Origin of the sequence: Kribbella pratensis, from assembly GCF_004366075.1 — a bacterium.
GTDB lineage: Bacteria > Actinomycetota > Actinomycetes > Propionibacteriales > Kribbellaceae > Kribbella > Kribbella pratensis.
This window is the reverse complement of the sequence record NZ_SODU01000001.1, coordinates 2525722-2550343: the sequence shown is the minus strand read 5'-3', so window position 1 is coordinate 2550343 and position 24622 is coordinate 2525722. Positions and strand designations below refer to the sequence as shown.

Sequence of the window (24622 nt, the reverse complement as noted above, 5' to 3'; positions counted from 1 at the left end):
CGCCGGATTTCCAGAAATCTGCGATCAGCGAAGTGTGTTGATCGCGGCCGCCACCTCGGCCGGGTGCGAGATCGGCGTGAGGTGGTTGGCCTTCGGGATCAGCGTCGGCGCGGGGGCGCCGATGCGGGTCGCGGTCTCGACCGCGTTACCGCCGTTCGTGTCGTCGACGCCGAAAACGACCGCTTTGGGAAGTGTCAGAGCGCTCAGCTTCGCCAGCCGCTCGGGTGCGACCGCGGGGATGCCGTGGGCGGTCATCTGCCAGACCGCCTTCTCGGCGCCGGGCTGCCGGAACGGCCGGGTCCAGTCGTCGACCACCATCTCCGGGCAGTCGGGGGAGCAGACGTTGTTGTAGATCTTCTTCAGCAGCCAGCCCTGGTCGAGCACCAGCCGGAACAGCGACGTCCGGTACGGCGGGACGATCAGCCACCGCGGCGGCCCGGCCTGCCCGCCCGGCAACGGCAACCCGTCACCGTCGAGGAACATGATCCCGCCGATCCGGTCCGGCGCCTCCAGGGTCGCCTCGGCCGCGATCCCGGCGCCGAGCGAGTGCCCGACCAGGATCGGCCGCGGCTCACCCGGACCACCGAGGTGCATGGCGTCCAGGAAGCCGAGCAGCTGCGCCGCGAGATGCTCGATCGTGTACGGCGCCTTGCGCTCGGAGTACCCGTATCCGGTGATGTCGTACGCGTACACGCGATGGTTGGTGGCGAGCAGCGGTACCAGCCGCGACCACGTGTCGACGGACTCCGCTGACCCGTGCACGAGTACGACGGGTGCTCCCGACGTACCCCAGGTGCCGTAACGGGTGTGGACGTCGCCGGCCTGCACGTACTTGAGGCCCGGTGGTGGTGCCGCGGTTCCGTTGGTGACGAGGTTGTAGCCGAGAGATGCCGCGGTGACGACCAGCCAGAGCCCGAGAAGTCCCAAGAACCCCCGCCACAGGAACCGTTTCACAGCTCCTAGTTTTGCAGGCTCCTGTTTGTCACAGCTGGAGGATGCGCTGGGACTCGGTGAGGACCGCGGGGGAGGCGAGGGACTGCCAGCGCGGGATCTGTTCCTGGAGGAACGCGCGCAGCTCGGGGGCACGTTCCGCATCGTGGTCGAGGACGTCGAGCTCGTTGACGATCGTCAGGTCGACGAAGTCGCGGAGGTCCTCGGTGCCGAGCTCCTCCGACGTACCGGTGAAGCGGTCCGCCACGGTGCGGTGCTCGGCGAGGTCGCGCCAGGTGGTCTCCCGGTCGCAGGCGCCGTACCGGTAGACGATCAGCTCGGCCTCGGGGCCGATCACCGCCTCCAGGACCGGGCGCTCGGTCTGCCAGTCGAAGAGGTGGGTCGGGAAGCCGTCGGTCCCGTACGCAGCGTGGGCGAGGCCTGCCAGCACCAGGGTGTCGGACGCACCGAGGGAGCTGAGGCGCTTGGCCACGCGGTGCAAGTGGACGTACAGGCTTCCGCCCGCGTGGTCGATCTCGTCGGCGCCGCGCACCATCAGCAGCGAACCCAAGTCCTGGAAAGTGCTCATCTGACCCCTTCTCACCCCGGAGCGGCCAAACCCCTCGACCAGATCAAGGCCCACCGACCCGGCCCAGGTCACCCACGGTAAGGCCAACCCAGCACCCCCGCCCACCACTTCGGCGTGCCGTTTCCGTCACATCCCGTTCATTCCCCGTTCGACGGTCGGGGCGCCGACCGCCCGGAGCCGGTCAGGTTGTTGCTGTCGGCAAGGTCTTGAGGGCGTGCCGGGTCTGTTCCAGGAGCAGGTGGAGCATCGGGTTCGCGCTGTGCTTGGGCCAGATCAGGGCGAGTACGTTCGGCTCGGCGTCGACGAGCGGCAGCCAGGTGAGTCGCGGATGCGCGAAGTACGTGACCGTGGAGGCCGGCGCGATCCAGCAGCCGTGACCCGCCGCCACCAGGTGCAGGCACTCTTCGGGCGTCCGGGCCTGCGGTCCGAAGAGCGCGCGGGTGCCGTCCGGGCGCGGATCGATGAACCAGAAGTCGACCACGGCCGCGGGCATCCCGTCCCGAGGGCCGATGACCGGTACGTCGGCGAGGTCCGCGATCCGCAGCGTCGTTCGCGACTCCAGCGGATGCCCGGGCGGCAGCGCGACCCAGCGGTCCTCCGGCATCAGCGGATGGATCGTGAACCGCGGATCGTCCCCGATCGGCAGCCACAGGAACGCCGCGTCGGCCCGCCCCTCGATCAGCGCGTCGATCTCGTCCGGCAGCGTGTGCGACGCGATCGGCCGGAGCTCGAGCTCGGGCGCCTCCTGCCGGAGCGCGGCCTCGACCGCCGGCATGAAATGCGCCGTACTCTGCGCCTTGAACGCGATCCGTAGCGGATCCGGTCGCCCGGCCGCCGCCAGCCGCGCTTCGGCCACCATGGCCTGCGCCGACGACAGCAGCGCCGCGCCTTGCTTGAGCACGACCTCCCCGGCCGCGGTCAGCTCGATCCCGGTCGGGCGCCGCTCGACCAGCGGCGTACCGACCACGCGCTCCAGTTGCCGGATCTGTCCGCTGACCGCCTGCTGCGTCAGGTTGAGGGTCCGCGCGGCCCGCGTCATGCTGCCTTCCGCGGCGACGGCCTCGAGCGACTGCAACAGCCGCAAGCTCAGATCCACGCCTCCCATGGTGGCACAACGATCTGTTGTGCCCTCGCCAAGAAGTCTCTGTTTCCACACCGCCCGATCTGGCGGGACGATCGAGACAAGCCACTTGACGGGAGAAGGCAGAGGATGACGCTGCAGGGGAGAACGGCGCTCGTCACCGGTTCGTCGAAGGGACTGGGACGGGCGATCCTGCTCCGGCTCGCCGCCCAGGGCGCGAATGTCGTGGTCAACTACTCCCGCGACGAGTCCGCCGCGGCCGAGGTCCTCGACGCCGCGAAGGCGCTCGGTGTCCGGGCGATCTCGGTCGCCGCCGACGTGTCCGAGGTCGACGGCATCCAGCGGCTGTACGACGCGACGCTCGACGAGTTCGGCCAGGTCGACATCGTGGTCGCGAACGCCGGCATGGAGAAGGTCAACGTCCCGGTGGCCGAGGTCACCGAGGAGGACTTCGACCTGCTGTTCCGGGTCAACACCAAGGGCCCGTACTTCGTGCTGCGCGAGGCGGCCCGGCGGATCGCGGACAACGGCCGCATCATCACGATCTCGTCGAACACCACGACAGTCCCGCAGTTGGGCGTCGGCCTGTACGGCACCAGCAAGGTCGCGACCGGCTACCTGGCGCGCGTGCTCGCGCTCGAGCTCGGACCGCGCGGGATCACCGTGAACACGATCGTCCCGGGCCCGATCGACGGCGCCGGGATCTTCACCGACCCGGCGAACGACGAGTACAAGCAGAGCCTGGTCGCGATGGTGCCGATCGGCCGGCTGGGCACCACCGAGGACGTCGCCGGTATCGCGGCGTTCCTCGCGAGCGACGAGGCCGGCCTGATCACCGGGCAGCAGATCGTCGCCGACGGCGGAATGCACTGACCTCTGAGGAGAGCAATGACTGGAACAATGCGTGCGGCCCAGGTCCAGCAGGCGGGCGGTCCGTTCGTCGTCACCGACGTACCGATCCCGGAGCCCGCGGAAGGGCAGATCCGGGTCAAGGTGTACGCCTGCGGAATCTGCGGCGGTGACGCGATCCCGCGGAACGCGCTCTTCGGTACGACGCTGCCGCGGATCCCCGGCCACGAGATCGCCGGCGTCGTGGACGCGGTCGGCGCCGGGGTCACGGTCTGGGAGGCCGGGCAGCGGGTCGGCGTGGGCTGGTCCGGCGGCGTCGACTTCACCTGCGAGTTCTGCCGGCGCGGCGACTTCACGAACTGCGTCAGCCGGACGATCGTCGGGACGTCGTACGACGGCGGGTACGCCGAGTACCTGGTGGTGCCGCAGGACGCGGTGGCGCGGATCCCGGAGGGCCTGTCCTTCGAGGAGGCGGCGCCGTTGATGTGTGGCGGGATCACCGCGTTCAACGCGCTCCGGCACGCGCACGCCGGGCCGGGTGACACGGTCGCGGTGCAGGGAGTCGGCGGGGTCGGCCATCTGGCGATCCAGTTCGCCGACAAGATGGGCTTCCGGACGGTCGCGATCAATCGCGGACGGGACAAGGAGAAGCTCGCCCGGCAGCTCGGGGCGGACGAGTACATCGACAGCACCGAGGGTGACGCCGGTGAAGCGCTGAAAGCGCTCGGCGGTGCGGCCGCGATTCTCGAGACGGTGTCTCGCGGGGAGCTTCAGTCGGACCTGGTGAAGGGCCTGCGACCGAATGGTCAGCTGATCGTTCTGGAAGGCAGCGATCCGATCCAGGTGACTGGTCACGTGCTCGCCGACGGGCGGTTGTCGGTGTCCGGTTGGTACTCCGGCGTTGCTCAGGACTCCGAGGACACCTTGAACTTCGCGGTCCTGAAGAACGTCCGGCCGATCATCGAGACCTACCCGCTCGAGCAGGCCGAGGAAGCCTGGCAGCACCAGCCCAAGGCAAACCTCCGCATCGTCCTGCAGACGCAGCCCGAGTAGGCAGCCCGACTGAGTTTCCAGAACCCGTCCGCAACCACCTCACACGGTCGCGGACGGGTTCTGCACGAGGGTCCTGTCTGGTGATCCAGCGCCTACTGCGGGGCACTCGGCACGGCACCTCGCCGCACGGGTGCAAAGGCCACGATGCTCCGCATCGAGACCTTCGCCCCCGCACGCCGATGCACCGCACCGAGCACCTCCTCGCGACGGCGCTGCATCACCAGACAGGACCCACCTGCCCATGGTCGATCAGGGAAGGTGACCGACCACGGGGAGCCTGTTCGTCGGGATCAGGCAGGACTCAGCTGGCCTCAGTCGAGGTCGGCGAGGGCCTTGCGGGCGGCTTCCAGTTCGGCTTCGAGGGCGGCGACCTTGGCGGCCTGCTGGGCGCGGGCTTCCTCGATGACCTCGTCGAGCGGGGTCGACAGGTCCTCGTGCAGCTCCTTGGCCGCACGCGACACGGCGGCCGCGGCGACAGCCAGGTCGCGGGCCAGGTACGTCGTGCCCTGCTTGAGCTCGGCGCGCCACTCGCCGTCCGCCGTCCCGGTGACGGTCAGCGTCAGCTCAATGGTTTTCGTCTTCTTGCTCGCGGCCTTCTTGGCCGGCGCCTTCTTCGGCTTCACGGCCTCGGTGGGCTCCGCGGGCGTCGGGGCGTCCGGCTCCTGGGTGGAAGGGGATTCGGGGGCGGCCGTCGACAGGTTGGCCGGGTCGGGAGTGTCGGCGAGGTCGGACGGCGTCTCAACTGCCAGAGTGTCTACGGTCATCGTTGCGGCGATCTCCTTCGGGACTGACGCGGGACGACCATTAGAACACATGTTCGATTGATACGCCAACCAGCTTGCGCAGAAATCGATCGACCTGCTCCTCCAGGGGCGGTAGATCGGCCTCCGGCTCGTTGATGCGGATCGAGACCGCGCCGTGCACCGCCGAGCGCAGGTCGAGCGCCACGGCCGCCGCGTCGTCCGTCGGCGCGAGCCCCGCGTCCATGCAGGCCTGAACGGCGGCGATCGCGCGGACCGACAGCTCCTCCTTGAAGACCAGATGCATCCGCCGGTTCAGAGTGCTCTCGTGCAGCACCTTGTACAGACCGGCGTACTCGCGTGTCCAGCTGCCGAGGAACAGGAGTCGCGCGCGTAGCCGGCGTACCGGATCGTCGCCGCCGCTCGCTTCGGCCTGCTCGAGGTCGCGCAGCAGGTCGGCGGTGGACTGCTCGAGCGCCGCGAAGACGAGCTCATCCCGATCGGTGAAGTGGATGTACACCGAGGTCGCTGCGATCCCCACCTCGCGCGCGACCGCGCGCAAGGAGAGTGCCTCGTCGTCGCCGAGCTCGTTCAGCATCCGCAGTGCGGCGTCGATGATCTCGCGCCGCAGGAGCTCGCCCTGCCCGCGCCGGTTCCGGCTCCGCGTCGTCCCAGCATCCATGAACCCGATTGTATTGCAACGGACGTTGCCTTACAGTCGTAGCACTACAGCTGTTCACTTAAGGATGACCATGAGCGAACTCGATACACGAACCGCACCCCCGTCGGCCGTGACGCGGCGGTGGTGGGCGCTTGGCGCGGTGGCGACGGCGCAGTTGATGGTGGGGATCGATCTGACGATCGTGAACATCGCGCTGCCGTCGATGCAGCAGGACCTGGGGCTGTCGGACCCGTCACGGCAGTGGGTGATCACCCTCTTCGCGCTCGGGTACGGCGGGCTCCTGCTGCTCGGCGGCCGGATGAGCGACCTGATCGGGCGTCGGCGAGCGCTCCTGATCGGGCTGACCGGATTCGCCCTGGCCTCCGCGCTCGGTGGGGCAGCGACCGGTGGGGCGATGTTGCTTACCGGACGTGCACTGCAGGGCGTGTTCGGCGCGTTGCTGACTCCAGCCGTGCTGGCAACGCTCGCGGCCTCGTTCCCGGCACCGGCGGAGCGTGGAAAGGCGTTCGGGATCTACGGCGCCGTCATGGGCAGTGCGTCCGGACTGGGCATCCTGGCCGGCGGCGTGCTGACCCAGTACTTGGACTGGCGCTGGTCCATGTTCGTCAACCTTCCCATTGCCGCACTGGCCGCGGCAGGGGTCCTGTACGCCGTACCTCCGGTGCAACGCGCTGCAGGCGTGCGAGTCGACGTACTGGGTGCGCTGCTGGCCACGACGGGGCTGATGGCAGTGGTGTTCGGATTCGGCCGAGCGGAGTCGGATGGCTGGAGCGCGCCCGCGACGTACGCGTCCTTGGCCGCGGGCGTGGCCCTGCTAGCGGCGTTTCTGGCAGTGCAGGCACGAGTGGCGTCCCCACTGCTGCCGCTACGAGTGGTGCGAGACCGCAAACGAGGTGCCTCGTACCTGGCCGTCTTCAGCCTGGCGATCGGCATCTTCGCCGCGCTGTTCTTCCTGACGTTCTACCTGCAGACCGTCCGCCACTACTCGCCGATCCGGGCCGGTCTGGGTTTTCTCCCGCTGACAGTCGGACTGATGGTCGGCGTACGTGCGGTGAGCCGCCTGCTGGCCAGGGCGAGCGTGCGCGCGCTCATCTGTCCTGGACTGCTCACCATCGCGGCAGGTCTCGCGCTGCTCGGTCTCCTGCGCCCGGACTCCAGCTACTGGCTGCAGGTCATGCCGGTGTTTCTGCTGGTCGGTCTGGGCACCGGCTGGGTCCTGATCACCGCCAACAGCACTGCGACCCTCGGAGCCGGTGCTGACAGTGCAGTGGCCGGCGCCATGGTCATGACGTCCCAGCAGGTCGGTGCATCGCTGGGTACGGCGCTACTCAGCACAGTCGCAGGAACAGTAGCCGCACACTCCAACGCCGTACACGGGTTCAACGTGGCCGGCGTCGGAGCGGCAGGCTTCCTGTGTGTTGCTGCGGTTGTCGTCTACGCGGTCGCCTCGGAGCGGTCACCGGACCACTCGAGGTGGAAGCTGCCCTCACGGTCGACGCGCTTGTAGGTGTGCGCCCCGAACAGGTCGCGCAGGCCCTGGATCAGGGCAGCAGGCAGCCGCTCGGCCCGCAGGCCGTCGTAGTACGACAGCGCCGCCGAGAACCCAGGAGCCGGTACGCCGACGGTCGCCGCGGTCGCGACGACCCGGCGCCACGCGTCCTGCCCGTTCCCGACCGCATCCCGGAAGTAGTCGTCGACCAGCAGCGACGGCAGCTCCGGGTTGCGGTCGTACGCCTCCTTGATGCGGTCCAGGAAGCGCGCCCGGATGATGCAGCCGCCGCGCCAGATCGTCGCCATCGCACCGAGGTCGACGTTCCACCCGTACTCGTCGCTGGCCGCCCGGATCGCGTCGAAGCCCTGCGCGTACGCGACCAGCTTCGACGAGTACAGCGCGTGCCGTACGTCGTCGATGAACGCGTCCCGGTCGACGTCGGCCTTCGCGTCCCCAGGCCCGGGCAGTACGCCGGCAGCGGCCTCCCGCCGTACGACGTCACCCGACAGCGACCGCGCGAACACGGCCTCGGCCATGCCGCTGACCGGGATGCCCAGGTCGAGCGCGGACTGCACGGTCCACCGGCCGGTGCCCTTCTGCTCCGCCTGGTCCAGGACGATGTCCACGAACGAGCCGCCGGTGGTGGGATCGGTCTGGCTGAGAACCTCGGCGGTGATCTCGATCAGGAACGACTCGAGGTCGCCGGTGTTCCAGTCCCGGAACACGTCCGCGAGCTCCGCGGGGGACAGGCCGAGGACGTGGCGGAGCAGGTCGTACGCCTCCGCGATCAACTGCATGTCGGCGTACTCGATGCCGTTGTGCAGCATCTTCACGAAGTGGCCGGCGCCGTCCGGGCCGACGTGCACGCAGCACGGCTCGCCGTTCACGTGCGCGGAGATCTTGGTCAGCATCGGCTCCAGCGCCGCGTACGACTCCGGTGAGCCGCCCGGCATGATGCTCGGGCCGTTCAGCGCGCCCTCCTCGCCGCCGGACACACCGCTGCCGACGAAGTGCAGGCCCTTCTCCTTCAGTGCGGCCTCGCGGCGCCGGGTGTCGGCGAAGTGCGCGTTCCCGGCGTCGACGACGATGTCGCCCTCGTCCAGCAGCGGCACCAGTTCGTCGATGACCGCGTCGGTCGGTGCGCCCGCCTTGACCATGATGATCACCTTGCGCGGCTGCTCCAGCGACTCGACGAAGCCCGCCAGGTCCGTGGAGGGGACGAACTCGCCCTCGGAGCCGAACTCCGCGACCAGCGCGTCGGTACGGGCCTGGGACCGGTTGTGGAGGGCGACGCGGAACCCGTTGCGCGCGAGGTTCCGGGCCAGGTTGCGACCCATCACCGCGAGGCCGGTGACGCCGATCTGGGCTTTGGCAGAACTCATCGAAATCTCCCGCAGTCTCAAGTTGTGTGCGGGGTCCAGTCTCGCCTGTCCGGCAAGGGCGCTCCGCAGTGGGCTCGGCAACTGGACACCGGCGAGCCCTTCTCAAAGCGGGGACAACGATGGTAGACATCTCAGAAATCGATTTCCCATCACGAAGGAAACCGCCCATGCTCCGTCGTGCTGTCGTTGTGTTGATGTCTTCGGTGCTGATGCTGACCGGTTGGGTGGCAGCTTCGGCGGGCCCGTCCGGGAGCAACGGACCGGTCGGCTGGGAGGTGTACCGGAACCTCGACCGCCTCCCCGAGCTGCAGACCGCAGTCCGCACCAAGCAGTTCTCCAGCTTCGGTCGCGACGGCACGAACAACGACGGTTTCGAAGGCACCTACTCGTGCCTGCGTACGACGGACGCGGGCTGCGTGATCGCCGAGGACAGCGGCCCTGGTGAGGTCGCCTCGATCTGGTTCACGCGCGACGAGGGCAACGTCACCAGGACCGGCACGATCACGGTCGAACTCGACGGCAAGCAGGTCCTGCACGGTTCGTTGCAGGACATCGTCGACGGCAAGCTCGGCGCGCCCTTCAGCTACCCGCTGGTCGCGAACGGCGTACAGACCAGCGGTGGTGTCTACATCCGCGTCCCGATGCCGTACCGCTCGTCGATGCGGATCACCACGCAGACGAACCCGTACTTCTACCACGTCGACTACCGCCAGTTCCCGGACGCGAACGGCGTACAGACCTTCGATCCGGGTGACAAGGCCGAGGACGTGCTCGCCCTGCTCACTGCGGCCGGGACGAAGGATCCGAAGCCCGCGCGGCCTGACGCACGGACCACGAGCACTCCGTTGAACCTTGCCCCCGGCAAGCAGGTGACGCTCGCCGACGTGCGTGGCGCCGGTGAGCTGAGCGCGCTGCGGCTGAGGCTGCCCGACCTCGTCGGCCTCGACCTGAAGAGCATCGCGGACGACGGCCGCGCGTTCCTCGGCGGCAGTACGTTCGCGGTGAAGATCGACCCGGCCAACACGGGCGTGAAGCTGACCCGCCGGATGGATCTGCGGATCGGCAACCAGCGCGCGAAGATCCTCGTCGACGGCGCACCTGCGGGCGAGTGGGTGCCGCTCAAGGCGCAGGGCGCGCAGTGGCACGACCAGTCCGTCGACCTCCCGGCCGCGCTGACCGCGGGCAAGTCGCAGATCACGATCACCAACGAGTTCGTCTCGTCCGACCTGGACTTCAACGAGTTCGCGTACTGGGCGGACTCGACGGTCGGGGGTCAGGTGAAGCGTACCGACACGCTCGACGTCGGCCCGAACCACGTTGCCGACGAGCAGACCCACGGGTACGCGATCACCAAGCAGAACTGGAGCGGTGAGCACGCGATGACGTACGCCGCCACGGACGAGGACGCCGCCCGCGTCAAGCCGTCCGACACGCTCTTGGCTGGCGTGCGGGTGCAGGTGACGATCGACGGCGAGAAGCGCGTCGATGCCCCGCTCGGCGAGTTCTTCGGCTCCGGTCTCGGCGAGAACCCGGTCCACTCACTCTTCTTCGCCATGGACCCCGACGGCTGGTACTCCTCCTGGTGGCCGATGCCGTACGCCACGCGCGCCACGGTCACGCTGGTCAACAGGACGACGTACCCGCTGAAGGGGCAGGCCGACGTGACGTCGGCTCGCGACGCTCGCAAGGCGGCCGACCTGGCGGCCGGGAAGATCGGTTACTTCACCGCGCTCTCGACACGCGGCGAGACCACGCAGGGCAGCGATTGGACGTTCGCCGACGTAGCCGGCCGCGGCAAGTTCGTGGGCGTCTCACACACCATGGAGGGACTGCTTGCCGACGGCAACACTCGCGGCTACCTGGAGGGCGACGAGCGGGTGTACGTCGACGGCGAGCGGACGCCGGCCATTCACGGCACCGGGACCGAGGACTACTACGAGTCCGGCTGGTACTTCAACGCCGGCACGTACTCGACACCGTTCCACGGCAACTCCGCGCACGAGGTGCGGGCCGGTTTCTGCACCAACGAGTGCGACGGCGCGTGGCGACTGCACATCACCGACTCGGTCGCGTTCGAGAACCAGCTCGACTTCGGCATCGAGCACGGCCAGCAGGACGACCACCCGGCGATCTACGGCTCGACAGCCTTCCTGTACACCGCGTCAAAGTTCGGCGCGCGGGAGACCGACCGCATCGACACGGGCTCGGCGGAGAGCCGTCAGCAGCACGGGTATGTCGACAACGGGACCCAGGCGGAGCTCAGCTCGGTGTACGAGGGTGATCACGACGACATCACCCTCACCGACCAGGTGCGCTCCAGCACGCAGGCGATCCGCTTCAGTGTGAAGACCGACCCGGCGAACCGCGGTGTCTCGCTCCGCCGGACGAGCGACCAGAACGCCGCCGGGCAGTCGGCGCAGGTGATTGTCAACGGCAAGGATGCCGGTACGTGGTTGCAGCCGCTCGGCAACACCCATCAGCGCTGGCTCGACGACAACTACCAGTTGCCTGCGGCAATCACGTCCGGCAAGGGCCGCCTCGACATCGAGCTCCGCCCGAGCGGGCCGGCGTGGACCGCGTCGTCGTACGTCGTCCAGTCGTTGACGGCGCCGTACAGCGACAACAGGGCGCCCGGCGCGGTCGGCGGTGTGACTGCCACGGGTCGCTCCGACAATGCGATCAACGTGACCTGGAACGACGTCAGCGACGACAGCGGGGTGGAGGGCTACAACGTGTACGGCGCGAAGGCGGGCGGCACGGAGAAGTTGATCGGTACGGCGCCGCTGCCCGGGTTCCTGCATCGTGGTCTCGGGCTGCACGAGACGTGGACGTACCGGATTGCGGCGGTCGACCTCGCCGGTCATGTGGGTCCGAAGTCGAGCGCTGTGCAGGGCACGAGCGGTAGCACCTTGCGGATTGAGGGGGAGTCGATGCTGCCGCCGGTGTCGTCGACAGTCGCGGTGGATCCGCAGGGGAACTGTTGCGGGGTCAGTTGGTCGGGCGGTGCGCAGGCGTGGATCCACGGGACCAAGACCGGTGACAAGACCGTGTTCGGGTTCAGCGTGCCGACGACCGGGTCGTACCAGCTGTCCACCGTCCTGACGAAGGCGGCTGACTACGGGATCGTCGACGTACAGATCGATGGGAACGCGGCGGTCAGCTTCGACGGCTACCAGGCGTCCGGGGTCGGGACACAGACAGTTGCGCTGGGCACCGTCCAGTTGGCGGCGGGCGAACATCAGTTCGTGGTGACAGTTACCGGCAAGAACGGGGCAGCAACCGGCTACCTGGTCGGAGTGGATCTGCTGGATCTTAGGCTCACCCCGTGAACCTTTTGGAGTCCCGTCGTACCGCGCTTGTCCTGATCGACCTGATGCCGCGGATCATCGCACTGGAGACGGCGCCGTTGAGCGGATCCGTCGTGCTCGAGCGATCCGCGGCTCTGGCCGCGGCGACGCGGTCCGCCGGCGGTCTGGTGGTGAACGTCCGGGTCGATCGGCCCGGGGTGGAGGTGCAGCCGGAGGGCAGCGGGTTCGCCCCCGAGGCTGCGCCGCAGCCCGGTGACCTGGTGATCGTCAAGCAGACCATGGGCGCCTTCGGGCGCACGCCCCTTGACACCGAACTGCAGTCCCGCGGCATCGCGAACGTCGTACTCGCCGGCATCGCCACGAACTTCGGCGTCGAGTCCACCGGCCGCGCCGCCTCGGACCTCGGCTACGAAACCTTCTTCCTCACCGACGCCATGACCGGCCTGGACGACCACGCCCACAACTTCGCCATCTCCTACACCTTCCCCCGCCTGGGCACAGTCTGCACAACCCCGCAGTACCTGAACGCCCTCAACAAGTGACCGACTCACGACCTGCAGCTTTCGGCGCCAAACGCAACCGTCAGAAGAGCGGCGGTTATCTCACGGCGCGCAGTTCGAACAGGCAGCGGGTCCTTCAGGTGAAGAGGTTGGCATTCTGCTGGGTCCAGGATTGGAGGGTTCTGGCGGGGTGGCCCGTCACCTCGGGGACGGTGGGGGTGACGGTGGTTTCGTCGATGGTGCGGTCGGCGAAGAAGGATTCGATGGCTTGGGCGTAGGGCTCCGGCATGGAGGCGTGGAGTGCCTCGTGGGTTTCGGCGCGGCTCATCGGGTACGCCGTCAGCGGGCGGCCGAGGGTCTCGGCGAGGATCGCGACCTGTTCGACCGGGGTGAGGGCGACCGGGCCGGTGAGGCGCAGGACCTCGCCGTCGTGGGAGCCCTGTAGCGCGCGGACCGCGACGTCGCCGATGTCGCGGGGATGGATCGTCGACACCGGTACGTCGGGGAACTGCACCCGCACCTCGTCGCCCGCCGACAGTTGGTCGCGCCAGCGCAGTGTGTTCGACATGAACGAGTTCGGCCGCAGGAACGTCCACTCCAGTCCCGACGCCCGGACCGCTTCCTCGGTGGCATGGTGATACGCGGCGACAGCGTTCGTCAGCTCGCCGTCGAGTGAACTGCTGGACAGTACGACGATTTTCCGCACGCCGGCCTGCACCGCGTTCCTCAGCAATTCGTCGAGGTGGTCGTAGCCGCTCAACAGGAAGATCCCGGTCACCCCGGCCAACGCGTCCACGAACGTCTCCGGCCGGTTCAGGTCGCCGTACACCGGCTCGATACCGTCCGGCAGCTCACGCTCCGAGCGGATCAACGCCCGCCCCGCGATCCCCTGCTCCGCCAGCGATTGCACCACGGCGCCACCCGCGTTGCCCGACGCACCCGTAATCAGAATCGTCACCCGCACAACCCTGTCACATTCCGCCCCACGTAAACAGCTGCACCGGACGTCCGGCACTCACCAAGTGTCGCGATCAGCCGAGCGCCCGACTCGCTCAGCGTGAGCGCCCGCCCGCGTGCGCGGTTGGTGAGTGCGGCAGGTCCGCATCACAGCGCGCGGACAGCTGCGCGGAGGCAGATGGCGGGGTCGTCCTGGTGGTACACGCGTTCGTCGGGTTCGATGTTGTCCAGGAAGCGTTGGTACATGAGGGCGTAGGTGAGGAACCCGAGGACCTTCATCGGCCGGATCGCTCGCAACGGGTCGCTGCCCGGTGCATGCTTCTTCCACGCCGCGCACCAGACGTCTGTGACGTGCGGATGTTTCTCGGCGGGCAGGAAGTCGTGCAGGCGTTGGACGTCCAGCGCCGGGTGACCGATGAACGCGTCGGCCCAGTCGACGATGACCCGGTTGGTGCCGTCCGACCGCCAGTTGCCCGGATGGAAGTCGCCGTGCACGACCGTGATCGGCAGGCCGGCCGCGTCGAGTTCGTCGACGATGCCGGGGAGCTTCGCGACCAGCTGATCCAGGTCGGCCGACTCGTCCGGGGAGAGCTCGACGCGAGGCAGCAGCCGAGTGATCTCCTCGACCAGGTCCTCCGGTAGCAGGCGAGGGGCCGCGAGCGTGTCGGCCTCGGATGCGAGCGCGGCCTGAGCGGCGACCCAACGGCTCACCACGTTGTCGACGGTCGCCTGGTCCGGCTCCCAGCAGTCGATGCCTGGGGCATGGGCCAGGAGCGACCACCGGTTGTCCGTCGACTTGCCGAGTACGGCGGGCGCAAGCGTCGCGTCGTACCGCTGGACGTGCTCGATGATGTCCGCGTCGATGCTCCCGAATCGGCTGGTGGCCTTGGCCCATGCGCCGGGGAGGCGGATCAGGCACGACAGGTTCCACGTCTTCACCTGTACGGCGTCGTGCGGTCCGACAATGCTCTGCGCCCACTCGATCAGCCGGCTCGGTCCGTCGATCTGGGCCCAGGTCGATCGCAACGGGTCGGGCGCGATGATCGCGTCCCAGTCGGGCAGCGGGGTCTCGTCGAGTACGCCGTACCGTGGCTCTTCGAGCGCCTGGACGTGGTACACGACCCGCCCGCCGCGGCCGATCACGGCTTCGTCGGCCTGGACGAGTCGCAGCACCACCGTCCGAACCCCGAGCAGCTCGTCGAGATGCCGGGTGATCGCCTCGACCTCGGCCCACCACCCCGGCTCGACCTCGAACGTGGGCGCTCGTCCGGTGTAGCGGTCACCGACGCTGATCAAGGCTTCTACTGTCTTGAGTTCCACCTGCTTACTGTCGCGTGATCCGGTGCCAAGTGCGAGCGCCGGACTTGAGTACGACGCCCGCGCTGAGGTCGATCGCGGCCGTGGGATCGTCCGTGCGTACGCCGTTGATCGTCACCGCGCCCTGCCGGAGCAGACGACGCAGCTCGGACTTGCTGTCGTTCGGGCGGGCGGCGCGCAGCAGGTCGAAGGCGGTCGCGACCTCACCGGTGACGACGACCTCGGGCATCTCGTCCGGTTCGGAACGCTCGGAAAACGTGTGACGAAAGGCGTCCAGCTCGGTCTTGGCGATGCCGGCGCCGTGGTACCGGGTCACGACCGCAGCCGCCAGCCGGAGCTTGGCGTCACGCGCCGCCGGGCCGGTCGCATCCGCGAGCGCGGCGACCGTGTCGAGGGGCAGCTCGGTGTAGACCCGCGCGTACATCTCGACGAGCGAGTCCGGGATGCTCATCACCTTTCCGAACTTGTCCCGCGGGCTGTCCGTCAGCCCGATGTAGTTGTCGAGCGACTTCGACTGCTTGGCCCGCCCGTCGATCCCTGGCGTGATCGTTGTCGTGATCACGACCTGCGGCGGCGCGCCCAACCGTTGCTGGAAGTGACGCCCGAGCTGCTCGTTGAACAGCTGGTCCGAACCCACGATCGTCAGGTCGCTCTGCATGGCGAAGCTGTCGTATCCCTGCAGCACCGGGTACACCAGCTCGTGTACGGCGATCTCCCGCCCGGCCGCGACCCGCTCGCGGAACATGTCCCGGCTCATCAGCTGCGCCTGCGTGACCTGGGCGAACAGACTCAACAGCTCCGCCACCGGCATCGCGTCGTACCACTCGGAATTCCGGCGTACCTCGAAGACGTCGGGATCGGTCCGCAGGACCAGCGACACCTGTTCGAGGAAAGATGCAGCGTTCGCGTCGATCTGCGCCGGCGTGAGGATCGGCCGGGTCTCGGAGCGCCCGGTCGGGTCGCCGACGCGGGTGGTGAGGTCGCCGAGCAGGAACACGACCCGGTGCCCGAGGTCCTGCAGTTGGCGCATCATCCACAGGTTGACCGCGTGTCCGAGGTGCAGGTCGGGCGCGGTGCAGTCGACGCCGTACTTGATCCGCAGCGGCCGCCCGGACTCCAAGCGTTCGCGCAGGTCGTCCTCGCCGACGATGAGGTCGGTGGTACGGCGTAACCGGTCGATGACAGCGTTCATGAGTGTTCCTCTCGGGACGAGGCACCCGTGAACCAGTGCCTCCGGCAAACGGAAAGAGGCAGGAACCGGACGGTTCCTGCCTCGGAGGCTCTGGGTGGAGCGACTGCGGGACTACAGAATGCCGACTCCTCCCAGAGCCGGTCGATAGGTCACGCAGTGCTTGATCACACCCTGAGGCTAACAGCTGCCGGGCGCCTCCCGGAATCCGATTAGGCTCGGGGATGTGATCGACGAGCGGGTTGTGCTGGTGGACGAGGGCGGGCGTGCGATCGGGACCGAGGCGAAGGCGGCGGTCCACCACGCGGCGACGCCGTTGCATCTCGCGTTCTCCTGCTACGTGATCGACGCGGCCGGGCGGGTGCTGCTGACCCGGCGGGCGCTCGACAAGCCCACCTGGCCCGGCGTCTGGACCAATAGTTGCTGCGGGCACCCACTCCCGGGCGAGCCGGTGGAGCACGCGGTACGGCGCCGCCTCGCGGACGAACTGTCAATCGTCGTAGACACGGTGGATCTGGTGCTGCCGGAGTTCCGGTACCGCGCCGAGATGCCGACCGGCATGGTCGAGAACGAGATCTGCCCGGTGTACCGAACGTGGTGGACCGGTGACCCGACGCCGAACCCCGCCGAGGTCGCGGAGTACCGGTGGGCCGACTGGCACGACGTACGTCAGTTCCCCGACCTCTCGCCCTGGTGCCTCCTGCAACTGGACGAGCTCCCGGCGCCGCCGGCGGACTGGCCGATCGCCGACCCGACGCGGCTACCGCCCGCCGCCCAGATCCAGCTCTAGGAGATCCCCGTGTACGGCGACCGCCGCCGTACTCGCATGACCTGCGGCACCGATCGCGAGCAGTGCCGGACTGGTCGTCGTACCGACCGCGTAGATCCCAGGCATCGTGGTCCGTCCGCCCTCGTCCGTCACGACCGCCCCATCCGCGACCTGGCACCCGAGTCGCTCCGCCAGATCACTCTGCTGATGCTGCCGCACGACCACAAACACCCGCTGCGCCGCCAGCTCCACCCCATCCAGCAGCACAGAACCTTCCCGCACCTCTTTGACGGGCTCGGTCCGCACAGCCACCCCGGCCCGAGCCAGCTGACCCACCTGTACCGCTGTCAGCTCGTCCCCGTCCGTGCACAACGTCACGTCGTCGCTCCACCGGCTCAGCAGCAAGGCCCGCGCCACCGACCGCTCCGGCGACCCGCGCATCCCGAGCTGTACCAACGGCTGATCCCGCACCTCCCACCCATGGCAGTGCGGGCATGCCACGACCGACCGACCCCACCCGTCAGTCACCCCTGGTATGTCGGGCAACTCGTCCCACAACCCGGTCGCCAGTACGACGGCCCGCACCCGTTCCCCGCCGACCACGAACTCGTCACCATCCACGTCCACGTCGTCGACCCGCGTGTCCCGCACGTCGACGCCGTACGCCGACACCTGCCGCCGCCCCACCGCCAGCAGCTCGCCCGGCGCAAGATCCTCCGCGCCGAGGAAGTTGTGCACGTGTGACGCGGACCGGTTCCGCGCCTGCCCGTCGTCGAACAGGACCACCCGGCGCCGCGCCCGTCCCAACGTCAGGGCCGCCTGCAGCCCGGCCACACTCCCACCCACCACCGCAACATCCATGCGTTCATAATACGAGAGATTTCATCCCATATTTCAAGACAGCTCACGGAGGAGGTCAGGACCGGACCAGGACCGGCGCTCGGCCTCGGCCGCGCGGATCAGCTCCACCAACCGGGCGTTGACCGGCGCGGTCCGGCCGAGGGACTCCGCCAGCCGCACGACCTCGCCGTTCAGGTAGTCGATCTCGGTCGTCCGGCCGGCCTCGAGGTCCTCCCACATCGACGTCCGCGCGAGCGGGTCGACTGCCAGCACCTTGCTCGCGAGCCGCCGGAACAGGAAGTCCGGCAACCGCAGAACAGCGGGGAAGCGGTGCATCGGGACGGCCAGCAGCTGGGCCGGCCGGATCCCGGCCGCGTCGAGGAGCCCGAGGGTCTCGGCCTGTGCCGCGGCCAGGCAGCGGCGGTACGCGCGCTGCGAGAGCTCGTCGCGCAACGGCAGGTTCGACAGCGCGTTGATGGGGTTGTTCAGGTTCAGCAGGAGCTTCGCCCACTGCACCGGGAGGATGTCGTCGTGCTGCGCGAGCGGCAACCCGGCCCGTTCGAAAGCCTGCAGGTACGGCGCTAGTGCGGCATCCCGCTGTACGTCGAGCGCGCCCTCGGTGCCTTGATGGAACACGCCGGCGCCCCGGTTCAGCACGTTGAACGGGACCATCCCGGTCACCACCACCTGCTCGGTCAGCCGCGACCGCAGCATCTCGCCGTTCCGCACGCCGTTCTGGAAACTCACCACCACAGTCCCCGGCGACAAAACCTCGGCCAACTCCTCCGCGGCGCTCTCCGTCGCCGCGGATTTCACCGTCACCAGCACCAGGTCCGCTTTGGCTGCGCCCGTGGGTGTCGTCTCGAAGGGCACGTCAGCGACCCGAAGGTCGGCCCCCAGGTAGTCCGTCAGGTGCAGGCCGTGCGTCGCGAGCTCGGCGGCCATTCGCGGCCGGCCGACGAACGTCACCGGCGTACCGGTCGCGGCCAGCCGGCCACCCACGTAACATCCGATCCCACCCGCGCCATAGACAGCGATCACGAGGAACAACGTACCGAAGGACGGGCCACATACCCCCGTCCTCCGGTACAGCTAGTGCAGTCGGACGCGTGGATCGAGTACGGCGTACCCGATGTCGACGAGGATGTTCGCCACCACGACGGCCGCCGAGGCGAACAGGACGATGCCGATGATCACTGGTAGGTCCTGCTGGTTGATCGCGGTGACCGCGGTCTGTCCGAGCCCGGGCAGGCTGAACACGGTCTCGGTGACGACCACGCCGCCGATCAGCTGCCCGAGGTCGATGCCGAACTGCGTGACCACCGGCGTCAGCGCGCTGCGCAGGCCGTGGACGACGACCACACGGCTCTCCCGGATCCCCTTCGACCGCGCGGTCCGGATGTAGTCCTCACCGAGAACGTCCAGCATCGAGCCGCGGGTCAATCGGGTGTACGTTGCCGCCAGCAACAAGGCCAGGGCGACCCAGGGCAGCAACAGGTGCTGGAACCAGGGCCCGATCCCGCCGGCGAGTGGCGCGTAGCCGCCCGCGGGGAACCAGCCGAAGCCGGACAGTGTGAGCCGGAAGTACAGGAAGTACAGCAACAGCAGGCCGAGCAGGAACGACGGGAACGAGTAGAAGAACAACGCGAACAGCGTCAGCCCGCGGTCCGCCAGCGATCGTGGGTGCGTCGCCGAGATGACACCGTTGAACACGCCCAGCGCCAGCCACAGCACGGCCGCGCCGAGTGCCAGCGACACCGTGATCGGCAGCGCCTGCCCGATGATGTGCGTCACCGGCACCTGGTGGTAGTAGTCGTATCCGAGGTTCCCCTTCACCGCATTGCCCAGGAAGTGCAGGTACTGCTGCCAGACCGGTAGGTCGAGACCGAGTCGGTGCTTGATCAGCGCGATCGTCTCCGGCGTACCCTGCCGGCCTGCGAGTGTCTGTGCGACGTTGCTCGGAGCAACGAAGAACAGGGCGAACACCGCCACGCTGATCAGCCACAGGACCAGGATCCCGTGACCGATCCGGCGGATCAGGAACATGGCCATGATCAGGTCCGATCTGCGCGGGGGTCGAAGGCGTCCCGGACGCCGTCACCGAAGAGGTTGAAGGCGAGCGTGGTGACCAGCAGCGCCAGACCGGGGAACAGGATGAACCACCACGCGGTCGTGTAGTAGTTCTGCGACTCGCTGATCATCCCGCCCCAGTCGGGGGTGGGCGGCGGCAGGCCGAGTCCGAGGAACGACAACGTCGCCTGGGTCACGATCACCACGGGAATCAGCAGTGTGGTGTAGACGATCACCGGCGCGATCACGTTCGGCAGTACGTCGACGAACATGATCCGCCGGTCGCCGGCGCCGAGCGAACGGGCCGCCTCGACGAACTCCCGCTCCCGCAGCGACAGCACCTGCCCGCGGACGATCCGGGCCACGGACGCCCAGCTGAAGCAGCCGATCACCAGCACCGTGACGGTCAGGCTCGGGCCGGTCACGGACACCAGCGCGATCGCCACCAGCAGGAACGGCACGGACAGCACCACGTCGATCAGTCGCGCCAGGATCGTGTCGGTGATCCCTCCGAGGAACCCCGCTGCCAGCCCCAGTACGACGCCGATGACGACCGTGATGGCGGTCGCGATCACGCCGACGAGCAGTGAGATGCGAGCGCCGTACGCAATCCGCACCAGGACGTCGCGGCCGAGGTCGTCGGTCCCCAGCCAGAACGTGCCGTTCGGACCGCGCGGCAGGCCGTCCGGTGTCAGTCCGAGGTCGCGGTACTGCTCGTTCGGCGGATGCCCCGTCACGGCCGCGAACACCGGCGCGAGGATCGCCATGAGCACGATCAGCACGATCACGGCGAGCGAGATCATCGCCACCTTGTCCTTGCGCAACCGGCGCAACGCGAGCGAGAACGGACTCCGCCCCTCAATCGCCCTCGGCTCGTCGAGAACATCAACCATCTCGATGGCACTGGTCATGGGGCCTCCCGGTCTGGACTGAGGAGTGGAGGGAGCGAAGCGACCGGAGCGACGAGGGAAGACCGGGAGTCACAGCCCCATGACCCGCCGCGCCGGAGGCGTGGCATCAATACCGTCATGATGCCTTCAGGTCTGGTACGGCGGTGGAGAGGTCCTCTCCCACCGTCAACGGGTAGAAGCACGCGGTGCGATGGTCGGGCTTGTCGGTCAGGACCGGCTCGAGGACCGGTTCCTCGGCTGTGCAGTCGAGGCGCGCCTTCGGGCAGCGGGTGTGGAAACGGCACCCCGTCGGCGGGTTGGTCGCGGACGGGATGTCGCCGCCGAGGATGATCTGCTCGCGGCTGTCGGCGGTGTCCGGGTCCGCGACCGGCAGCGCCGACAGCAGGGCCCTCGTGTACGGGTGCCGGGTCTGCCCGAACAGTTCGCTGGTCGGCGCCAGTTCGACGATCTTGCCCAGGTACATCACCGCGATCCGGTCGCTCACGTGCCGGACCACGGACAGGTCGTGCGAGATGAACACGTAGGTGAGGTCGAACTCCCGCTGCAGATCCGACAGCAGGTTGATGATCTGCGCCTGGATCGACACGTCCAGTGCCGACACCGGTTCGTCGCAGATCACCAGCTTGGGCCGCAGCGCGAGCGCCCGCGCGACCCCGATCCGTTGCCGCTGGCCACCGGAGAACTCGGCCGGGAACCTGTTGTAGTGCTCGGGATTCAGCCCGACCAGCTCCATCAGCTCCTGGACCTTCTTCTTCCGCTCGTTGCCGGAGGCAATCCCATGGATCGCGAACGGATCCCCGATGATCGACCCGACCCGGCGGCGCGGGTTGAGCGAGCCGTACGGGTCCTGGAAGATCACCTGCACGTCCCGGCGCAGCGGCCGCATGGCCTTGCGCGAGAGCTTGGTGATCTCCTGGCCCTCGAACCACACCGAGCCCGACGTCACGTCGTACAGGTGTGCCATGCAACGGGCCAGCGAGGACTTGCCGCAGCCGGTCTCGCCGACCAGTCCGAGCGTCTCGCCCTTGTGCACCTCCAGCGAGACCCCGGCGACAGCCTGCACAACCTCCTTGGAATGTGTCGGGAACTCCTTTCGTACGTCGTCCACTTTCAGAAGTACGTCGGTCATGAAGCCACCGCCTCGTTCACGTCGTGAGGGAGCCAGCACGCGGACTGATGACGTGGGTCGCCGCCCACGTCCGCCAGCGGTGGTGGTTCCGAGCACTTGTCGAACACGTGCGAGCACCGGGCGGCGAACGGGCAGCCCTTCGGCAGACTGATCAGGCTGGGCGGGGTGCCCTGGATCGGGGTCAGGCGATCGCCGCTGCGGGCGGGCAGGGACGCGAGCAGACCCTGCGTGTACGGGTGGTGGTTGCGGTAGAAGATGTCGCGGCGCGGCGCGCGTTCCATCACCGCACCGGCATACATGACGACGACCTCGTCGGCCATCTCGGCCACCACGCCGAGGTCGTGCGTGATCAGGATGATCGCCGTACCGAACTGCTCCTGCAGCCGGCGCATCACGTTCAGCACCTGGGCCTGGACCGTCACGTCGAGTGCGGTGGTCGGCTCGTCCGCGATCAGCAGCGCCGGGTCGAGGGCCATCGCCATCGCGATCATCACCCGTTGCCGCATCCCGCCGGAGAACTGGTGGGGATAGTCGTCGATCCGCTCCGCTGCCCGCGGGATGCCGACCAGACTCAGCAGTTCGGCGGCACGTTTCCGGGCCGCCTGCTTGCCGATCGTCAGGTCGTGCGCCCGGATCATCTCCACGATCTGCCAGCCGACCCGGTACTGCGGATGCAGGCTGGACAGCGGGTCCTGGAAGATCATGCCGATCTGGGCGCCGCGCAGCCGCCGGAGCGTCGCCGGGTCCGCGGTGATCAGGTCGGTGCCGTCGAAGTACGCCGTACCGGAGACCTTCGCGCCGCGGGTGAGGCCGGTGATGGTCTGGGTGGCGACGCTCTTGCCGGAGCCGGACTCGCCCACCACGGCGAGCGTCTGCCCGGCCTCCACGTCGAACGACAGCCCCCGGACGGCACGGACAGTACCGTCCGGGGTGTCGAAGGAGACCCGAAGATCTCTTACTTCCAGTAGGGCCATGAGGTCTTAGCCGCCCTGCTTGTCTTTGGAGAGCCAGACGTTGGTCGGGTCGTAGTTCTGCATGGACGGCACGTAGACCGCGTTGTTCACCTGTTCGGCGTGGTAGTTCGCCTGCTTGTTGCTGGTGAGCGGGAAGAACGCTGCCTGGTCCATCACCCGGGCGTCGGCCTTGGCCCACAGCTCGGCGGCCGCGTCGACGGTCGGCGCCGCGATCGCCTGCTTGATCAGTGTGTTGGTCTCCGGGTCGTTGTAGAGCCCGAAGTTGCTGCCGACCGGCGGGTACGACGGCTCACCCGAGAACAGCGGGTTGAAGAACGACAGTGCCGCGTTGCCGTACCAGTCCGCGCCCCAGCCGGCCAGCGAGACATCCCAGACACCGCGCTTCGCGACGCTCGGCACCTGCAGGTACTTCACGTAGAAGTCCGCGTTCGGCGACGGTACGCCGACGACCGTGATGCCGACCTTGGACAGGTCCTGCTGGATCGTCTGGAAGGACTTGCTGCTGCCCTCGGTCGCGTTCCGGTAGAGGAACTTGAGCGTCAGGTGCGGGAACCCTGCCTCGGCCAGCAGTTGCTTGGCCTTGTCCGGGTTGTACGGGTACGGATCGATCTGCTTGGAGCCGGTGATCACGTCCGGCAGCACGTGCGTCAGCGGCGGGTTGAGCGTCTTGCCGCCGAGCACCTGCAGGATGTGGTCGCGGTTGATCGCGTAGCTGATCGCCTGCCGCACCTTCGGGTTCTGCATCGCCTTGTCGTTGTTCGGCGAGACGGTGTTGTAGACGACGTACGGGTTGGAGCTCGCGGTGTCGCCGATGGTCAGCTTCGGGTCCTTCTTGGCCTGCAGCGCGGGCAGCTGGGACGGCGGTGGCGCGACGTCGAACTCCATGTCGGCCGACGGCGTACCGGTCTGCAGCTGCTGCTGGATCGAGTCCTGCGTGACGGTCTCGTTGACCACGATCTTGTCGACGTACGCCTTCCGGACCGGGTCGGACGCCGGGTCCCAGTTGGGGTTGCGGGAGTACGTGATCGACTTGGTCGGCACCCACGAGTCGACCTTGTACGGGCCGTCGGACGGGAACTTGTTGCCCAGCTCGGTGCTGGCCGGCAGATACTTGAGCGACTCGACCGGCGCGGCGGAGAAGGCCGGCAGCGTCAGCATGTCGACGAAGTACGACGCCGGCTGGGTGAGGTGGAAGACGACGGTCGTGTCGTCCTTGGCCTCCACGCCGGGCAGCGGGGTCTTGTCGATGTACTCCTGGATCCCGGCGACCGTCTTCGGCGCCTTGGCGAAGCCGTCGGCGAACGCCTTGTAGCCGACGATCAGGTTCGCGAAGTCCGGGATGCCGCCGAACGGTTGCACCGGGTTGGCGGTCCGCTTGACGCCGCGGACCAGGTCGGCGGCGGTCACCTGGCGGCCGGGGGTCGTGCTCCACTTCGCTCCGGGCCGGATCTTGATCGTGTACGTCTTGCCGTCCGCGCTGATGCCGCCGTTCGCCGTGGTCGGGATCTCGGTGGCGAGGTCGGCGACAGGCGTGGTGTTCTTGCCCCCGGGCTCGGCCGGGTAGGTGAACAGCTGCCGGCTCCACATCCGCAGGTTCAGGTAACCGACGGAGTAGTAGCTGATGTTGGGATCCATGTAGTCGACGTCGCCTGCCCCGAGCATGTTCAGGGTGCCGCCGCTGACCGGTGTGCCGGCACTGCCTCCGGATCCGGACGGTGTCGTGCCGCCGCTGCTGCAAGCCGCGAGCGCGATGCTCGCGACGGCGGCAAGGGATACTGCCGCCAGCCGTCTTCTGGCCATTGGTCCTCCTCCGGGACTCGATAGCGCCGAAGTTAGGACGCCGGGGCACGCGTCGGACCG

Annotated in this window: 22 protein-coding genes; 6 read left to right on the top strand and 16 right to left on the bottom strand. The window is 68.3% G+C overall.

Annotated elements, in window-relative coordinates; genetic code table 11:
• Window positions 1-24: 24 nt before the first annotated feature.
• The 3 genes from EV137_RS12245 to EV137_RS12235 form a co-directional block, all read right to left on the bottom strand.
• Window positions 25-954, bottom strand: coding sequence for an alpha/beta fold hydrolase (locus tag EV137_RS12245; RefSeq protein WP_166679843.1), 930 nt, complete (start codon window positions 952-954; stop codon window positions 25-27).
• A gap of 28 nt (window positions 955-982) precedes the next feature.
• Complete coding sequence (locus tag EV137_RS12240; RefSeq protein ID WP_134001169.1) at window positions 983-1519, bottom strand: DUF6817 domain-containing protein; 537 nt, start codon at window positions 1517-1519, stop codon at window positions 983-985.
• A gap of 181 nt (window positions 1520-1700) precedes the next feature.
• Window positions 1701-2615, bottom strand: coding sequence for a LysR family transcriptional regulator (locus EV137_RS12235; protein WP_166679842.1), 915 nt, complete (start codon window positions 2613-2615; stop codon window positions 1701-1703).
• Between the two features lie 114 nt (window positions 2616-2729).
• Here EV137_RS12235 and EV137_RS12230 point away from each other — a divergent pair, with 114 nt between their 5' ends.
• The gene (locus tag EV137_RS12230) at window positions 2730-3473 is read left to right on the top strand and encodes a glucose 1-dehydrogenase (protein WP_134128591.1); all 744 of its coding nucleotides are present in this window, start codon (window positions 2730-2732) and stop codon (window positions 3471-3473) included.
• Window positions 3474-3488: 15 nt separating this feature from the next.
• Window positions 3489-4502, top strand: coding sequence for an alcohol dehydrogenase catalytic domain-containing protein (locus EV137_RS12225; protein ID WP_134128589.1), 1014 nt, complete (start codon window positions 3489-3491; stop codon window positions 4500-4502).
• A 311-nt stretch (window positions 4503-4813) separates the two neighbouring features.
• Here the strand turns inward: EV137_RS12225 and EV137_RS12215 are convergent, their stop codons facing one another.
• Complete coding sequence (locus EV137_RS12215) at window positions 4814-5266, bottom strand: DUF6319 family protein (protein WP_134128587.1); 453 nt, start codon at window positions 5264-5266, stop codon at window positions 4814-4816.
• A 40-nt stretch (window positions 5267-5306) separates the two neighbouring features.
• Window positions 5307-5924 carry a TetR/AcrR family transcriptional regulator gene (locus EV137_RS12210; protein ID WP_134001159.1) on the bottom strand — a complete coding sequence of 206 codons (618 nt, stop codon included), beginning with the start codon at window positions 5922-5924 and terminating at the stop codon, window positions 5307-5309.
• A 70-nt stretch (window positions 5925-5994) separates the two neighbouring features.
• On the opposite strand from EV137_RS12210, the gene EV137_RS12205 reads away from it, so the two are divergent.
• Entirely contained in the window at window positions 5995-7431 is a 1437-nt protein-coding gene (locus EV137_RS12205) for an MFS transporter (RefSeq protein ID WP_202870900.1), read from the top strand.
• On the opposite strand, the gene gnd is transcribed toward EV137_RS12205, so the two are convergent.
• Window positions 7359-8798 (bottom strand): NADP-dependent phosphogluconate dehydrogenase, encoded by a 1440-nt coding sequence (gene gnd / locus EV137_RS12200; RefSeq protein ID WP_134128583.1) that lies wholly within the window; start codon window positions 8796-8798, stop codon window positions 7359-7361. The genes EV137_RS12205 and gnd overlap by 73 nt on opposite strands.
• A gap of 194 nt (window positions 8799-8992) precedes the next feature.
• Between gnd and EV137_RS12195 the strand changes: the two genes are divergently transcribed.
• Together EV137_RS12195 and EV137_RS12190 are read left to right on the top strand one after the other, a co-directional pair.
• The gene (locus EV137_RS12195) at window positions 8993-12127 is read left to right on the top strand and encodes a DUF2961 domain-containing protein (RefSeq protein ID WP_238175247.1); all 3135 of its coding nucleotides are present in this window, start codon (window positions 8993-8995) and stop codon (window positions 12125-12127) included.
• On the top strand, window positions 12124-12648 hold the full coding sequence (locus tag EV137_RS12190; RefSeq protein ID WP_238175246.1) for an isochorismatase family protein: 525 nt from the start codon (window positions 12124-12126) through the stop codon (window positions 12646-12648). Before EV137_RS12195 ends, EV137_RS12190 begins: the two co-directional genes overlap by 4 nt.
• A 94-nt stretch (window positions 12649-12742) precedes the next feature.
• On the opposite strand, the gene EV137_RS41425 is transcribed toward EV137_RS12190, so the two are convergent.
• The 3 genes from EV137_RS41425 to tyrS form a co-directional block, all read right to left on the bottom strand.
• Entirely contained in the window at window positions 12743-13564 is an 822-nt protein-coding gene (locus tag EV137_RS41425) for an NAD(P)H-binding protein (protein ID WP_134128579.1), read from the bottom strand.
• Window positions 13565-13710: 146 nt separating this feature from the next.
• Complete coding sequence (locus EV137_RS12180; RefSeq protein ID WP_166679841.1) at window positions 13711-14883, bottom strand: phosphotransferase family protein; 1173 nt, start codon at window positions 14881-14883, stop codon at window positions 13711-13713.
• Window positions 14884-14887: 4 nt separating this feature from the next.
• Window positions 14888-16072 carry a tyrosine--tRNA ligase gene (tyrS, locus tag EV137_RS12175; RefSeq protein ID WP_134128575.1) on the bottom strand — a complete coding sequence of 395 codons (1185 nt, stop codon included), beginning with the start codon at window positions 16070-16072 and terminating at the stop codon, window positions 14888-14890.
• Between the two features lie 223 nt (window positions 16073-16295).
• On the opposite strand from tyrS, the gene idi reads away from it, so the two are divergent.
• Complete coding sequence (gene idi / locus EV137_RS12170) at window positions 16296-16859, top strand: isopentenyl-diphosphate Delta-isomerase (protein WP_134128573.1); 564 nt, start codon at window positions 16296-16298, stop codon at window positions 16857-16859.
• Here idi and EV137_RS12165 read toward each other — a convergent pair.
• The 7 genes from EV137_RS12165 to EV137_RS12135 all read right to left on the bottom strand — a co-directional run bounded on the left by EV137_RS12165 (window position 16830) and on the right by EV137_RS12135 (window position 24562).
• Window positions 16830-17699 carry an NAD(P)/FAD-dependent oxidoreductase gene (locus EV137_RS12165; RefSeq protein WP_134128571.1) on the bottom strand — a complete coding sequence of 290 codons (870 nt, stop codon included), beginning with the start codon at window positions 17697-17699 and terminating at the stop codon, window positions 16830-16832. The two genes, idi and EV137_RS12165, sit on opposite strands and share 30 nt — an antisense overlap.
• A gap of 33 nt (window positions 17700-17732) precedes the next feature.
• Entirely contained in the window at window positions 17733-18719 is a 987-nt protein-coding gene (locus tag EV137_RS12160) for a 2-dehydropantoate 2-reductase (RefSeq protein WP_238175245.1), read from the bottom strand.
• Window positions 18720-18770: 51 nt separating this feature from the next.
• Window positions 18771-19730 (bottom strand): ABC transporter permease, encoded by a 960-nt coding sequence (locus EV137_RS12155; protein ID WP_131347675.1) that lies wholly within the window; start codon window positions 19728-19730, stop codon window positions 18771-18773.
• A 2-nt stretch (window positions 19731-19732) separates the two neighbouring features.
• Complete coding sequence (locus EV137_RS12150) at window positions 19733-20659, bottom strand: ABC transporter permease (RefSeq protein ID WP_134001137.1); 927 nt, start codon at window positions 20657-20659, stop codon at window positions 19733-19735.
• Between the two features lie 115 nt (window positions 20660-20774).
• Window positions 20775-21788, bottom strand: a complete 1014-nt coding sequence (locus EV137_RS12145; protein WP_134128567.1) for an ABC transporter ATP-binding protein — start codon at window positions 21786-21788, stop codon at window positions 20775-20777.
• Window positions 21785-22762: an ABC transporter ATP-binding protein gene (locus EV137_RS12140; RefSeq protein ID WP_134128565.1), complete on the bottom strand. Its 978-nt coding sequence runs from the start codon at window positions 22760-22762 to the stop codon at window positions 21785-21787. Before EV137_RS12140 ends, EV137_RS12145 begins: the two co-directional genes overlap by 4 nt.
• A gap of 6 nt (window positions 22763-22768) precedes the next feature.
• Complete coding sequence (locus EV137_RS12135; RefSeq protein WP_134001131.1) at window positions 22769-24562, bottom strand: ABC transporter substrate-binding protein; 1794 nt, start codon at window positions 24560-24562, stop codon at window positions 22769-22771.
• Between the last annotated feature and the right edge of the window lie 60 nt (window positions 24563-24622).

What these genes read in the sequence shown, in the direction of transcription:
- EV137_RS12240 (WP_134001169.1), bottom strand. Translation starts at nt 1,519, where the DNA reads ATGAGCACTTTCCAGGACTTGGGTTCGCTGCTGATGGTGCGCGGCGCC.
- EV137_RS12230 (WP_134128591.1), top strand. Translation starts at nt 2,730, where the DNA reads ATGACGCTGCAGGGGAGAACGGCGCTCGTCACCGGTTCGTCGAAGGGA.
- EV137_RS12225 (WP_134128589.1), top strand. Translation starts at nt 3,489, where the DNA reads ATGACTGGAACAATGCGTGCGGCCCAGGTCCAGCAGGCGGGCGGTCCG.
- EV137_RS12215 (WP_134128587.1), bottom strand. Translation starts at nt 5,266, where the DNA reads ATGACCGTAGACACTCTGGCAGTTGAGACGCCGTCCGACCTCGCCGAC.
- EV137_RS12210 (WP_134001159.1), bottom strand. Translation starts at nt 5,924, where the DNA reads ATGGATGCTGGGACGACGCGGAGCCGGAACCGGCGCGGGCAGGGCGAG.
- EV137_RS12205 (WP_202870900.1), top strand. Translation starts at nt 5,995, where the DNA reads ATGAGCGAACTCGATACACGAACCGCACCCCCGTCGGCCGTGACGCGG.
- gnd (WP_134128583.1), bottom strand. Translation starts at nt 8,798, where the DNA reads ATGAGTTCTGCCAAAGCCCAGATCGGCGTCACCGGCCTCGCGGTGATG.
- EV137_RS12195 (WP_238175247.1), top strand. Translation starts at nt 8,993, where the DNA reads ATGTCTTCGGTGCTGATGCTGACCGGTTGGGTGGCAGCTTCGGCGGGC.
- tyrS (WP_134128575.1), bottom strand. Translation starts at nt 16,072, where the DNA reads ATGAACGCTGTCATCGACCGGTTACGCCGTACCACCGACCTCATCGTC.
- EV137_RS12165 (WP_134128571.1), bottom strand. Translation starts at nt 17,699, where the DNA reads ATGGATGTTGCGGTGGTGGGTGGGAGTGTGGCCGGGCTGCAGGCGGCC.
- EV137_RS12155 (WP_131347675.1), bottom strand. Translation starts at nt 19,730, where the DNA reads ATGGCCATGTTCCTGATCCGCCGGATCGGTCACGGGATCCTGGTCCTG.
- EV137_RS12150 (WP_134001137.1), bottom strand. Translation starts at nt 20,659, where the DNA reads ATGACCAGTGCCATCGAGATGGTTGATGTTCTCGACGAGCCGAGGGCG.
- EV137_RS12145 (WP_134128567.1), bottom strand. Translation starts at nt 21,788, where the DNA reads ATGACCGACGTACTTCTGAAAGTGGACGACGTACGAAAGGAGTTCCCG.
- EV137_RS12140 (WP_134128565.1), bottom strand. Translation starts at nt 22,762, where the DNA reads ATGGCCCTACTGGAAGTAAGAGATCTTCGGGTCTCCTTCGACACCCCG.
- EV137_RS12135 (WP_134001131.1), bottom strand. Translation starts at nt 24,562, where the DNA reads ATGGCCAGAAGACGGCTGGCGGCAGTATCCCTTGCCGCCGTCGCGAGC.